The sequence below is a fragment of the Micromonospora sp. ABR4_055 genome, assembly GCF_056160425.1.
The window spans coordinates 18,732-29,960 of the sequence record NZ_JBSWXD010000075.1 but is presented as its reverse complement, the minus strand read 5'-3'; the positions used below and the strand labels follow the sequence as shown (position 1 = coordinate 29,960).

The window sequence follows — 11,229 nt, the reverse complement described above, 5'->3', positions numbered from 1 at the left end:
AGAAGCGTCAGAACTCCTATCCTTCCAGTTCAGAGGGCACTTTCTATAGCCGGGGTCCTGCCGGTCCGACCTTCATCGGTGGATCGAGGCTCAGGCCCCTCGCCACCAATACCGTCCAGGAGGATGACGCGGGCGGCGGTGGAAAACACGAGACCACCGACCAGAAGGGGAGTTGCTCGAGCATCAAGTCGTGTGAACGTGGGCACGACCGCACTTCAAGTTGGGGAAATACGCCGCTCGCTCCGAAGTGGAACGCCAACTGGGCGACGGCCCTCAAACGACTCTTCCCGTCGCACTGCTCGGACGGCTCCGATAATCGCAACGGATGTGGGGGTCCGGCCGCCTGGATGGTCGACGCTGTCCGATACGGAGCGGAAGCCGGTGTCGATCCAAGGCTTGTACTGGCAGTGCTTATGGCAGAGGTGGCAAACTCTGAGGCGCTTGGTCCGATTGATAGGTTGGTGCAGACGGCCACCGTTGCTGCAGATAAGCTTGGTGTCTACGGCCCGATCAAGGATCTTGTCGGCTGGGTAACTGGATTCAAAAAGGGTGAGGGATACAATCCTCCGTCGATCGGATGGGGAAATATTCAGGAAAAGACCTTTAATGCGGTCAAAGAAAAGCATCCAGAAGCACTAGGTTCCGTTGAATGGATCGACCTCATTAACGACAACTCTCTCGCGATCAAGGTGACCGCCTACGCTCTCGCCGACTACCAGGAATTAGCAGAGGAAAGCGCTCCGGCGAGCATGCAAGCCGTATGGACACCGCAACAAGTCGCCGGTGGAATATATAACATTGGAACGGATAACTGCGATTTGGCTCGTAGGGGAGGGAGTTTCGGTCCTATGGGTTCCACGTATGCTGCGACGATCGGCCGGTACATGCAGACCTCGGACGAGCTGATTTGTAGGTCAGGTGTTTTTAGTTGTTGACCACGAAACGTCTGGTGGCTGTTCTGTTGTCCGTGCTGGCTTTTTCCGGGCTACCTGCGTGCTCGTCGCAAACCAACGAGTCGATCAATTACCGGCGCATGATTTCTGTAGCCGGATTCGAGTTGACTCGTGAGGAGTATGCGAATGGCGCCACTGGAGTGTATGTCGGTCCGGCGACGGCCGACATCGTTGATTCGGTTTCTGGCCCGGGTCTGGTCCTGTCGGTGGAGCCGGACGGCTACTCGGACGGGTCCTTCAAGTATGTAGCCGAAGGTAAGGGGCATGCGGATGACACAGGCGACTGCTCGGTATGGCTGCACAGGCTGGAATCGCCTTCCGCAGAATATGCTGGCGGTGATCGGTTGACGCCCTCGCAGCGTGCGGGTGTCATGGACGGCTCTCTGGTCGTCCTCAGAGTCGACGTACTCTGCGACGCACAAGCCGATCATTGGGACTCTTGACCTCGCAAATTTTGATCGATCTAGGCCGTGTTTTTAGAAGGCGCAGCAGGTCGCGGGGCGATGCGTCGTCTCCTACCACCAGGTTGTCGCCGCTTCCTGAAAACTGGCTCTGGCGCACATTCTGTGGCTGGTGGTTCATGCAGTGGCGAGGACGCGTTTGCGTAGGAGGTCGAGGTTGGCGCGGCCGTACATCTGCCGCTTGATCGTTTTGATGCGGTTGACGTGGCCTTCGACCGGGCCTGAGCTCCAGGGCTGGGTGAGGCCTGCGACGACGGCGTCGCGGTCGCTGACTAAACCGGCGGCGAAGCCCTTCAGCTCGGGATGTCCTCCGTGTCTGGCGCGGTCGATCCAGGCGTCGAGGTGTTGTCCGGTGCCTTGGTGGCGGACCAGGGCGGTGAACCCGCGGGCGAGGCTGGTGAGGGTGTCGAGGTCCGGGCAGCGGCAGCGGGCGTCAGCAAGGTCGGCGCGGTCGTCGTCGGTGAGTTTGTGCCCGGGACGCATGATCCACGCGGTGATCCGTCGCGCGGACGGCACCCGGACGACGACGGGAGCATTGCGGGTGCGGTTGATGGTGAGCCAGACCCGTAGTACGCGCAGGCTGCCCTGGTAGCTGAGGGCCAGGATCTCGGCGTGCAGATCGGCTGTCCGGTGGACGCCCTCGGCGAGCCGTTGCCGCAGGTAGGGGTGGAACGGAGCGAGAACGCTGGGTCGGCTGCTGGCGTTCGGGCCGATCAAGTCCTCGGCGGTGGCGGCGCGGGCGTACTTGCGGACGGTCCCGACGCTCATCTCGAGCCGGCGGGCCGTCGCTCTGATGGACAGTCCTTCGGACCGAAGGGTGTGCACGGCGGTGTGGCGGTGGCGGGTGTTCGCCGCGCGTCGTCCGGTCATGACCTGCTCCGTTGCGGTGGGCGCAAGCCTGGTAGGTGTCGGATCGGTGTTCTCGCGTAGGCACCGGCGGTGCCGGGCGACGACCTTCTCCACCGCGTCGCTCAGGTTCTTCAAGCAAGTGCCAGCGGTCGGCGATCTGGATGGCGTCGGGTGCTCCTCGTCGGGCACCCTCGGCGTAGCTGCCACCGCGATCCCTGCAGATGACCTGGACCCCGGGGTGCTCGCGCAGCCAGTCGGCGAGGGTGTCGGCGGTGCGGTCGGGCAGTACGTCGATCGGCCGGCGGGTCTGCATGTCGAGCAGTACGGTCGCGTACCGGTGACCACGACGGCGGGCGAAGTCGTCCACGCCCGGCACCGTCGGCGTCACCGTCGGCGGGTCGGGCATCCGCCGGATCATCCGGATCAACGTCGTCCGGGACACGGACGCCGCCAACCGTTGCGCCATCCGGGTGCCGGGTCGACCGCCCAATGCCACGGCGACCGCTTCCAGGTCGCCTGCCGCCTTGATGGTGTGCCGGGCGTACCGTCGGGTCAGCCCAGGCACCTGCTCGACGAACGTCTGCCGCCGGCACTGCGTGGTGAGGCAGGTGAACGACGCCGCCCGGTTCGCGCGTCACTCGCCTGGTAGTCGTCGTCAAGCTACGCAAGCGCGTGTACGTGATGTTTCGCCAGGCCGCGCAGAAGCTCTCCGCCGGATGGCGCTGGCCGAGCCAAAATCCTCAACGCCCTCTGCTGTCTCTGGTCCATCAACGCATTGACGGTGCCAACATTTTGCTCCCAGTCGTGACGCTGGCGGATCGAGTCGCGTCGAGGCCGGAGCGGGAGGTCACGAGGGCTCGGCGGGGGTGGGCAGGCCGGTGAGCGCATGCAGGAAGGGTGGCAGGATCTGAGGCAACAGCTCGAACTGCCCGTCGGGCACCAACACCGAGCGTGTCGGGGTGGCGGGGACCGAGCAGTCGGCTGCGGATTGTCCACGCCTCCTCGCCTAGGCTTACTGCTTGTGAGAAGCGCCCTGCCGACCACAGCGCGCCGGCGAGAGCGGACAGGACGAAGATCGTCTGGGGTGCTTCTGGTCCCAGTGCGTTGCGGAGCAGGTCCTCCATCCGGGTGAAGAACGCCAGGAACTCCCGGTCGACCGGTCGTGGCCGTTCGAGGGCGTGCCGATGCGCGCGACCGGCGAGGTTCGACGACGACCGTACGGTCTGCTCCCGCCAGACCACCGCGACCGGATGGTCGTTCGGTAGCTCGAGTGCCTGACACGCGGCCGTGACGCTGCGCAAATGCCCGCCCATTTCACGCCCGCATGCCTCGCACTCACCCGGCTCCACGGTGCCGGCCTTCTCAGGTACCGCGTGCGCCTCCAGGACGTACCGCAACGCGCTGTCGACTTCCCGCAGGGCGTGGCTGATCAGGTGCGTGCCGCTGGGATGCGGCGGCGTCTCGGTCACCATCCGGCACGCGTCATGGAAGAAGTCCGCCGCGCCGCGGCTCACCAGTCGGGCGAGCTGCGCGACGATCCGCGCTTGCCTCGGCGACAACGCACCCGCGTCGCTGCCGTCCTGGGAACCGAACCCCATCACCTGACTCCTTCACGATGTCGTGCGTACGAGCCCTCAGGGAGGGCGATCAGGCACCAGCGGTCGTGTCCCACAATCCGCGTGGTCGACCCCGAAAAGCGCAGCCACACCGGTGTCGCAGCCGGGTTCTGGCCGGGGCGCTCCTCCGTCGGAGGCCGCGATGCACCATGACTGCCGGCAGCCTACGGTCCCGTTCGGGACAGCCGTGGCAGAGTGCGAAGCAGTTGTCGCACCGTGTCCTTGGCAGTGTCGATCTGCGGCGGTCGCGGCCAGGCCGCACGGTTGGCATCGACGAACGCGTCCACGGGCTCCGACGGCGCGGCATACAGGTACCGGTAGGCGTTCGCCAGCTGCAGCACGTTGAGCTGATTGACCTCGGCGTCGTCGACATCGGTGTATCCGGCACCATCGGCGGACAGCCGCACCGTCAGTCGTGACGTCAACGGCATGAGGATCTCTTCGGTGCCGCCAAGGCCAAGGCCGCCAGCCAGCCCATGGCGGGTGCGGCCAGCCGCCGCGAGGATCACGGGGGTATCACTGACGTACAACGGCGACGGCGCCCGGAGCAGCTGCAGCGACGCGGTGGTGAGCCAATCGCTCATCCGAGCGACATTCTGCTCGACCCGGGAACGGAAGCTCAGCCCGTCGAGCAGTTCGTCGATCCGCTGCCAGGCGAGGTCGTCGAATGCGGCTTCCAGCGCCCACGGACCAGCAGCGTGGACACCTGTGATGTCGAAGAAGTGCGCTCGGAGAAGATCACCCGCACGGGTGACGACGGACCGACGCAGCAGGTCCCATACCTGCGCGGCGGCGTGGTAATGCGCCAGCAGCAGGTGCACGCTGCGCATGAAGTGCAACGCGACAGCGTTCTTGATCACGTCCATGTGCTCGGCGCTGCCGAACACCGCCCCGGCCTCCGCCGCATCGATCGCGGCGCCGAGCCGGGTCTCGACCTGCTGCCAGAGCCGCTCGGCGGACGCTGACGCGGCCGGAACGAAGTCATCGATCGCGCCGCAGCCCTTGACGCCCCGGGGGCTCTGATCGGCCGAACTCCAGCGCCGCCGCCCGCAGCTCGCAGCCGTTGTTGCGATCGGCGGTGCCGAAGCGCCGCAACACCACCTGCGACACGACGTGCTGGTGACGTACCCGTGCCGGCATCTCGGCGCGCGGGGACGCCATGTGCCGCAAGAAGTCCTCCGGGCCAAGCCCGGCGGGAAACGGCTGCGACTACATGCGCGATGGCCGGACCTGGCAGATCCGGCACGGTGGTGGTTCGACGTTCTCGCTCTCGTCCAACGGCTGCGCGCCGCGCAGGAACGCCGCACGGTCAAGCCCTCCTGCGCGTGCCTCGGCGAGCAGCTCCGTATGGCCGTTGCACAGGTCCTTGTTGTCCTGGCGGGCGCGCAAGCAGCCGGCGACCCGGCAGCCCCAGCCGAACACCGGGTGCTCGCGGGGCAGCACGATCAGGTCCGGGCGCAGCAGCGGATCGAAGCGTGGCCCGCCGATCAGGGCGGCCAGCAGCTCCAGGCGGTCCCGGCCCACCCGAGTGTCCCGGCCGCCGTGCGGCGGGGTGAGGACCCGCAGCGTCGGCACAATGGCGGCGGTCATCCCGGCTCACCCCACACCCTGCGCAGGACGGCGCTGAACGCCGGGTCGGTGATGTCGACATGCGCGTAGATCTCGTCGACCACCGCCGTGGAGGCCCAGCCACCAGCATCCCGGACGATCATCAGATTTCCGCCAGCGGCGTCCAGGACCGCCGTGGCGAACGAGTGCCGGAAGGCGTGGGGCAGCACCGTGCCGAGCCCCGCACGGTGCCCGGCCCGGCGCAGCATCCGCCGTGCGGCGACCGCAGCCCACGGTTGGCCAGCGGCCGGTCCAGTCGGTTGCACCAACAGCATCCCGTGCTGCGCGCCGGCCGGGTACTCGGTGGTCACGTACTCGAAGTAGGTGTGGATCATCGCCGGGCTGACCCGCTTGATCAGCCCGCCCCGCACCGTGCCGTCCTCCAGCGACCACGGCCACTTCGTCTTGGCCGCGGCCCGGTTCGGGTTGTTCTCCCGATGACAGATGTGCGAGTGCGGTGTCTACACATCCGTCATCGTCGAACTCCAGGTCGAGCGGGACAAAGCAGAGGCCGCCGCCGCGCTGGTTCCCCGCCGCCGACGCACACAGGCCGCCTGACCGACCCGAACCGCCGACACCACCTCCCAGCCTCCGACCACACCAACCCCCGGACGACCCCAACCCGCGACTGAGGACACCAAGATCGCCCGACACGTCACCCGCCGTCACCCGTCAGCCGCGACAGCCCCAGACCCGGGCAGCAGACGGGCGGATGCAGCAGCCGCGGCCAGGCGGAGTAGGGTTGGCCCTTGACGGGCCGTTAGCTCAATCGGCAGAGCTGAGGACTTTTAATCCTTAGGTTCTGGGTTCGAGTCCCAGGCGGCCCACCACATGACCTGGGAAAATAGCAATCAATCGATGATTGGCCCACCCTTTATCTGGCCAGATTTGCCGGATATGACCCGCTATGCGGGGAGCACCCAGCGAACACCCAAGACGCCCACGACCACGGTCGGCGTCGACGGCTGCAGCCGGACTGCAGGGTGTGGTACGCAGAGCGGGGGAAGGCCGGCCGGGTGGCCATGCTCGCCGCCGGGTGCAACCCGGCCGTTCCGGGCGGCTTCATGTAGAAGTTCGTCAACTTCCGGCTGCGGTTGGTCGTGGTCGGCGACATCACGGCCGCACCGCTGGCGCGCGCCTTGTCCGCTGGCCCGGTCCTTCAGCAGCTCCAGGTACCGCTCGTCGTCGGGCGTCTTGTTCACGCGGAGAGACGCCAGCCGCTGGGTGCGGAGTCAGTTGGCGACCTGCGCGTCGACGATCGGCGCGGCGTTCGGGTCAGAGATGCCATCGACGGCCGTGGTGAAGAACCGCCACGTGGTGAAGAACGCCCCACCCAGGTACGCGACGGGTCGGCCGTCGGCGTGCGGCCTGGGCCTGACCGCCCACAATCCCGCGCACCGGGCGGGGCTGGTGGACCCGAACGGCCGTGAGCCCGAGGTGCTCGACGCGGCCTGCCGATATGCTGCGGTCGGGCGGCGCGGCACCATCTCCATGTCGATCTCCCGCAAGAGTCGATCGCGCCGCCCCGACCCCTGCCCGGCATCACCCCGGGTCGTTGGTGCTCTGACCGCCGGGTGAGGCAGGTGGGCCGGCGGCCCGTGGCGGTGTACTCGGCGACGGCGCGGCCGGCGGCGGCGACACTGACCCGGGCCAGGACGGCGGGTACGGTGACCAGGCCGGAGTCGGGCGATTCGACAACCGTGATCGGGCCGCCGGGTTCGCGCTCGATGCCCCGCGTGCCGTCCGGGAGCCAGCACACTGCGGCCCGGTTGACGCGCGTGTCGACGTCGATCCGCAGCTGAGCTGGCCCGTCCACGGGGCCGATCCAGATGGTCTGGCCGGTTCCACCGTGGGCCATGATCGACTCAGCCTGGCCGGCGAACAAACTCGGCGGCGCGGCCCGGGTCGGGCAACGGCTCGCGGTGGCCGTGGTAGTCCACCATCACCGCGGCCAAAGGTCCTCCTTCCCCTATATCGGTCGGTCGGGCCGTGTGGCCGGCGGGCGCTGGTGGGCGCGATCGCGGTGGCGGCGCGTCGGGCTGGGGCCGCCGGCATCGGTCTTCTGCCTGGGTCCTGTCGAGCGCGGATGGCCACTCCAGGGGTCCCGCAAGTACGGGCCGTCGTCTTCCTGCTGTCGTGAACTCATCCGCGACCTGGGCTGCGTCCATGGTGGTGATCCGGGTGTGATCGGGTTGCTTCCCTGTCCAGTCCCCCGTAGATGTCGAACGTGGTTGTTTCCGGGAAGGGGTGGGAGTGTCACGTCGACGGCGTACCGGTCGCCGTTGCCGTGCGGGCGGCCGCGGTCGGGTCAGTCGACGAACGGCCGCTCGGGATGCCCGACACCGGTGACGTGGTCGCGACCTCGTGGCCGTGGTGCGGCTCGGTCGCTGGCCTGCGGCCCCGGCAGGCGATGGTGGTGGTTCCAACCTTGTACCTCGTGGGTCTGGTGGGTTGGCGCGTCTGGCTAGCGGCCGAGGCGTCTGGCTGTCTCGTCGGTCAGCGTGTCGGTGAGGTCGTGCAGGAGTGCGAGCGCCGTGTCCGTCTCTGCGGTCGGTGTCAGCGCTTGCACGTATGCCATCACGATCAGGTTCTCGTCGCGGACGAGGTGAGTGATGTCGATCCGGGTGGCTCCGAGGCCACCGCCGGCGGTGGTGCTGTTCGCGTCCAGGTCCTGGACGGTTTCGAATGATAGGCCGCTGTCTTCCCACCAGCCGGTGAGGTCGGCGGTGGTGGTGCCGGGTGTGGTGTCCTTCCACAGGTCGACGTAGCGGGCGGCGTCCTGGTTGTACGCCTCGACCGCGCCTGACACGTCGTCGTAGACCCGGACCTGTACCCCGCCGACCGGTTCGAATGCGCCGAGTTTGGTGGTGAGACGCCCGTCGGGGGCGTGGGCGACGAAGGCGCAGTCCGCCGACCAGTGGGTCCGGCCCACGCTGTAGGCCGTGTGGTGGTCGCGGGCGGGAACGAGGGCGAGCCCGAATCGCCGGAACAGGTCATCCGACCGCAGCCGGGTGCACAGGTTCATGGGCATCTGGTCATACGGCGGTGTCGGGTCGGGCCGCGGGCCCTTGTCGTCGGTCCCGCACGCGCCGGTGACGCCCACGAGCACGGCGGCGGCCACACACGCGGCGAGGACGCTCCGCCTGCCGGCGGTGGGGTTCATCGCCCTTCCTCGCTGCGGCCGGTGACGAGGGTGCTGATGTCGGTGCTCTGGTGTTTCCAGGCGACGCCGGGTAGTTCGGTTCTGCTGCCGTCGCGGGTGAGGTAGGTGACGCCGTCGGCGGGTGGGGTGGCGCGGCCGATGACGTCGAGGGTGAGGCCGTTGCGGTCGAAGGCGTCGCGGCAGGCGTCGAGCCGGTCGTCGGGGACGGTGAAGGCGAGTTGGAAGTCGGCCGATGCGCTCATGGCGAGGGTGAGGTCGTCGGTGCCGATCAGTTTGGCGACGGCGCTGACGGCGGGGTGGACGGCGATGTCGTCGGCGGTGATGGTGAAGCCGACGTCGCTGGCGGTGGCGAGTTGTTCGATGGTGGCGCGCAGGCCGTCGGAGGTGTCCTGGCAGGCGGTGGCGTAGCCGCCGGTGGACAGCAGCCGGCCTTCGGCGACCCGGGGGCGGGGGCGGCGCCAGTGGGTGAGCAGGTCGTGTTCGGTGTTGTCGGGCAGTGTCCAGCTGTTGGCGTCGCGCCGGGGGAAGTAGGCGACGGCGGCGCCGAGGAGGCCGCAGGGGCCGGTGACGCAGAGGTGGTCGCCGGGTTGGGCGCCGCGGCGGGTGAGGGCGGTGCCGGTGCGGCAGATGCCGATCGCGGACGCGGAGAGCACGATGCGTTCGGCGTTGCCGATGTCGCCGCCGACGTTGAGGGTGCCGAGGTCGGTGCAGGCCTGGTGGATGCCGGCCATGGAGAAGCTGGCTTCGCGGGTCATCGGTGCGCTCCCAGGATGGTGGAGATGTCGCTGAGGGTGGGTCGGCCGTAGCGGAGTGGCCGTGGCCTCGCTCTTCGCGGCGGTTGCCGGGTGTCACGGGTCCCCGGGTGGGTCGTCGCGTGGATGGTTGGTGGTGTTGGTCCGGTGTTGGGCGGGGATGTCGCGCAGGGTGGGGATCTCGGTCCAGCCGGGCCAGGTCGGTTCCAGGGCGGTCCGGCCGCCGTGGTGGCGTAGCACGATGTCGTCGGTGCAGGTCAGGACGGCATCGGCCGCGGTGGTGCGGATCAGGGCGAGGACGGTGGTGAGGATGTCGCGCAGGGTGTTGTCGCCGTGGGGGTCGTCGGGTGGGCTGTTGTCGGCGGTGGGAGTGAAGCGGACTACCAGCATCAGCCGGGCGTCGGGAACGCCGTAGTCGGTGACGGTCTCGGCGTCGTCGTGGTCGACGCCGCGGGCGTAGGCGGTGAGCCGGTGGCGGTCGCGGGCGAGTCCCCCGTCGACGGGCTCGGCCCCGAGCAGCGGCCGTACGATTTCCAGCGCCTCGGCTGGGGCGATGACGGCGGCGCTGATCAGGCGGAGTTCATCAGCCATCAGGGGTGCCTTCCGTCGGCGGGTTGCCGGCCGTCGGCGGTGGCTGGTCCTGCGGGCCGAGGAGTCCGAGGACGATGAGGGTGTCGGGGGTGGGTGTGGAGCGGTCGACGGCGTCGGCCCATCGACGGTGGGTGCAGGGGTGTGGGGTGAGTCGTCCCTCGAAGCGGCACTGCGCGCACATGAGGGTGTCGTCGTCGGGGGTGTGCAGGGCGAGGATGGCGTCGGTGGTGACGTCCGCTGACGGGTGGGCCCGTGCCGGTGCGGGTGGGTAGGTGGGTGTGATGGTCATGGGTGGTGTTCCGTCCTCGGGGAGGGTGCGTGGGCGAGGTGGGTGTCGCCTGGTTGTGGGTGTGGTTCCGGTCGCTGTCGGTGGCTCGAGGGGGATCCGCCGCCGGTCGGTGGCGTGGCCGATGCCGGTCAGGGTTTACGGGCGAGTCCTCCGAAGTCGTCGACGTCGACGGTGTGGGCGGTGTCGGGTCGCCAGCGGGTGACGGAGACGACGCCGGGTTCCAGGAGTTCGAGTCCGTGGAAGAAGCCGGCGATAGTGTCGGGGGTGCGGTTGACGCGGGGGTTTTCGCCGCTGGCGTTCCACTGGCGGACCATGTCGTCCATCGGCGCGGGGTGGATGACGTTGGTGTCGTCGCACAGGGCGAGGTAGCTGCCGGCGGGGACGGCGTCGACGAGACGGCGCACGATGGCGTACGCCTGGGTGTCGTCGGTGAGGTGGGCGGTGACGCCGAGCAGGATCAGGGCGACGGGTTGGTCGAAGTCGAGGGTGTGGGCGGCCTGGGACAGGATCGCGTCGGGGTCGGTCAGGTCGGCGTCGATGTAGTCGGTGGCGCCGTTCGCGGTGCTGGTGAGCAGGGCGCGGGCGTGGGCGAGGACGAGGGGGTCGTGGTCGACGTAGACGATGCGGGATTCGGGTGCGAGTGTCTGGGCGACCTGATGGGTGTTGTCGGCGGTGGGCAGGCCGGTGCCGATGTCGAGGAACTGGCGGACACCGGCGTGGGCGAGGTGGGTGACGGCCCGGACGAGGAACGCGCGTTGCGCGAGCGCGATCTCGGCGATGTGCGGGTTCGCCGCTCTGATCCGGTCTCCGATCTGGCGGTCGGCGGCGAAGTTGTCCTTGCCGCCGAGCCAGTAGTTCCAGACCCGGGCGGACTGCGGGACGCTGGTGTCGATGCCCTGCCTCGTGGTGGGCGCGGTGTCGCTCATGACCGGGCTTGCCTCTCCGGA

The 11,229-nt window shown here is 68.5% G+C and carries 15 protein-coding genes and 1 tRNA gene; 3 read left to right on the top strand and 13 right to left on the bottom strand.

The window, feature by feature from the left end; genetic code table 11:
• Together ACXAHD_RS18200 and ACXAHD_RS18195 are read left to right on the top strand one after the other, a co-directional pair.
• Positions 1–935: hypothetical protein (locus ACXAHD_RS18200; protein WP_475051904.1), on the top strand; the 935-nt coding region annotated here is incomplete at its 5' end.
• Entirely contained in the window at positions 932–1,396 is a 465-nt protein-coding gene (locus ACXAHD_RS18195) for a hypothetical protein (protein ID WP_475051901.1), read from the top strand. The genes ACXAHD_RS18200 and ACXAHD_RS18195, both read left to right, overlap by 4 nt.
• 135 nt (positions 1,397–1,531) lie before the next feature.
• Here the strand turns inward: ACXAHD_RS18195 and ACXAHD_RS18190 are convergent, their stop codons facing one another.
• The 7 genes from ACXAHD_RS18190 to ACXAHD_RS18160 form a co-directional block, all read right to left on the bottom strand.
• Positions 1,532–1,897, bottom strand: a complete 366-nt coding sequence (locus tag ACXAHD_RS18190) for an ISL3 family transposase (RefSeq protein WP_475051899.1) — start codon at positions 1,895–1,897, stop codon at positions 1,532–1,534.
• Positions 1,848–2,576 (bottom strand): transposase, encoded by a 729-nt coding sequence (locus ACXAHD_RS18185; protein WP_475051910.1) that lies wholly within the window; start codon positions 2,574–2,576, stop codon positions 1,848–1,850. Before ACXAHD_RS18185 ends, ACXAHD_RS18190 begins: the two co-directional genes overlap by 50 nt.
• A 454-nt stretch (positions 2,577–3,030) precedes the next feature.
• A complete protein-coding gene (locus ACXAHD_RS18180) occupies positions 3,031–3,861 on the bottom strand; it encodes a tetratricopeptide repeat protein (RefSeq protein WP_475051896.1) in 831 nt (276 codons plus the stop codon).
• Positions 3,862–4,043: 182 nt separating this feature from the next.
• The gene (locus ACXAHD_RS18175) at positions 4,044–4,868 is read right to left on the bottom strand and encodes a DUF4238 domain-containing protein (RefSeq protein WP_475051907.1); all 825 of its coding nucleotides are present in this window, start codon (positions 4,866–4,868) and stop codon (positions 4,044–4,046) included.
• The gene (locus tag ACXAHD_RS18170; RefSeq protein WP_475051913.1) at positions 4,861–5,040 is read right to left on the bottom strand and encodes a hypothetical protein; all 180 of its coding nucleotides are present in this window, start codon (positions 5,038–5,040) and stop codon (positions 4,861–4,863) included. The genes ACXAHD_RS18175 and ACXAHD_RS18170 overlap by 8 nt, the downstream gene beginning before the upstream one ends.
• Before the next feature lie 48 nt (positions 5,041–5,088).
• Positions 5,089–5,469, bottom strand: coding sequence for a hypothetical protein (locus ACXAHD_RS18165; protein ID WP_475051894.1), 381 nt, complete (start codon positions 5,467–5,469; stop codon positions 5,089–5,091).
• Positions 5,466–5,858 (bottom strand): tyrosine-type recombinase/integrase, encoded by a 393-nt coding sequence (locus ACXAHD_RS18160; protein ID WP_475051891.1) that lies wholly within the window; start codon positions 5,856–5,858, stop codon positions 5,466–5,468. Before ACXAHD_RS18160 ends, ACXAHD_RS18165 begins: the two co-directional genes overlap by 4 nt.
• A 383-nt stretch (positions 5,859–6,241) precedes the next feature.
• Between ACXAHD_RS18160 and ACXAHD_RS18155 the strand changes: the two genes are divergently transcribed.
• Positions 6,242–6,317: transfer RNA gene (locus tag ACXAHD_RS18155), tRNA-Lys, on the top strand.
• 402 nt (positions 6,318–6,719) lie between these two features.
• Here ACXAHD_RS18155 and ACXAHD_RS18150 read toward each other — a convergent pair.
• The 6 genes from ACXAHD_RS18150 to ACXAHD_RS18125 form a co-directional block, all read right to left on the bottom strand.
• The gene (locus tag ACXAHD_RS18150) at positions 6,720–6,980 is read right to left on the bottom strand and encodes a hypothetical protein (RefSeq protein WP_281552225.1); all 261 of its coding nucleotides are present in this window, start codon (positions 6,978–6,980) and stop codon (positions 6,720–6,722) included.
• Between the two features lie 971 nt (positions 6,981–7,951).
• Positions 7,952–8,650 carry a hypothetical protein gene (locus ACXAHD_RS18145; RefSeq protein ID WP_475051885.1) on the bottom strand — a complete coding sequence of 233 codons (699 nt, stop codon included), beginning with the start codon at positions 8,648–8,650 and terminating at the stop codon, positions 7,952–7,954.
• On the bottom strand, positions 8,647–9,405 hold the full coding sequence (locus tag ACXAHD_RS18140) for a thiamine-phosphate kinase (protein ID WP_475051880.1): 759 nt from the start codon (positions 9,403–9,405) through the stop codon (positions 8,647–8,649). The genes ACXAHD_RS18145 and ACXAHD_RS18140 overlap by 4 nt, the downstream gene beginning before the upstream one ends.
• A 93-nt stretch (positions 9,406–9,498) precedes the next feature.
• Positions 9,499–9,993, bottom strand: coding sequence for a hypothetical protein (locus ACXAHD_RS18135; protein WP_475051878.1), 495 nt, complete (start codon positions 9,991–9,993; stop codon positions 9,499–9,501).
• The gene (locus tag ACXAHD_RS18130) at positions 9,986–10,282 is read right to left on the bottom strand and encodes a hypothetical protein (protein WP_475051876.1); all 297 of its coding nucleotides are present in this window, start codon (positions 10,280–10,282) and stop codon (positions 9,986–9,988) included. The genes ACXAHD_RS18135 and ACXAHD_RS18130 overlap by 8 nt, the downstream gene beginning before the upstream one ends.
• A 128-nt stretch (positions 10,283–10,410) precedes the next feature.
• Complete coding sequence (locus ACXAHD_RS18125) at positions 10,411–11,208, bottom strand: SAM-dependent methyltransferase (protein WP_475051873.1); 798 nt, start codon at positions 11,206–11,208, stop codon at positions 10,411–10,413.
• Between the last annotated feature and the right edge of the window lie 21 nt (positions 11,209–11,229).

What these genes read in the sequence shown, in the direction of transcription:
- ACXAHD_RS18185 (WP_475051910.1), bottom strand. Translation starts at nt 2,576, where the DNA reads ATGCAGACCCGCCGGCCGATCGACGTACTGCCCGACCGCACCGCCGAC.
- ACXAHD_RS18140 (WP_475051880.1), bottom strand. Translation starts at nt 9,405, where the DNA reads ATGACCCGCGAAGCCAGCTTCTCCATGGCCGGCATCCACCAGGCCTGC.
- ACXAHD_RS18165 (WP_475051894.1), bottom strand. Translation starts at nt 5,469, where the DNA reads ATGACCGCCGCCATTGTGCCGACGCTGCGGGTCCTCACCCCGCCGCAC.
- ACXAHD_RS18190 (WP_475051899.1), bottom strand. Translation starts at nt 1,897, where the DNA reads ATGCGTCCCGGGCACAAACTCACCGACGACGACCGCGCCGACCTTGCT.
- ACXAHD_RS18130 (WP_475051876.1), bottom strand. Translation starts at nt 10,282, where the DNA reads ATGACCATCACACCCACCTACCCACCCGCACCGGCACGGGCCCACCCG.
- ACXAHD_RS18170 (WP_475051913.1), bottom strand. Translation starts at nt 5,040, where the DNA reads ATGGCGTCCCCGCGCGCCGAGATGCCGGCACGGGTACGTCACCAGCAC.
- ACXAHD_RS18180 (WP_475051896.1), bottom strand. Translation starts at nt 3,861, where the DNA reads ATGGGGTTCGGTTCCCAGGACGGCAGCGACGCGGGTGCGTTGTCGCCG.
- ACXAHD_RS18135 (WP_475051878.1), bottom strand. Translation starts at nt 9,993, where the DNA reads ATGGCTGATGAACTCCGCCTGATCAGCGCCGCCGTCATCGCCCCAGCC.
- ACXAHD_RS18150 (WP_281552225.1), bottom strand. Translation starts at nt 6,980, where the DNA reads ATGGAGATGGTGCCGCGCCGCCCGACCGCAGCATATCGGCAGGCCGCG.
- ACXAHD_RS18125 (WP_475051873.1), bottom strand. Translation starts at nt 11,208, where the DNA reads ATGAGCGACACCGCGCCCACCACGAGGCAGGGCATCGACACCAGCGTC.
- ACXAHD_RS18145 (WP_475051885.1), bottom strand. Translation starts at nt 8,650, where the DNA reads ATGAACCCCACCGCCGGCAGGCGGAGCGTCCTCGCCGCGTGTGTGGCC.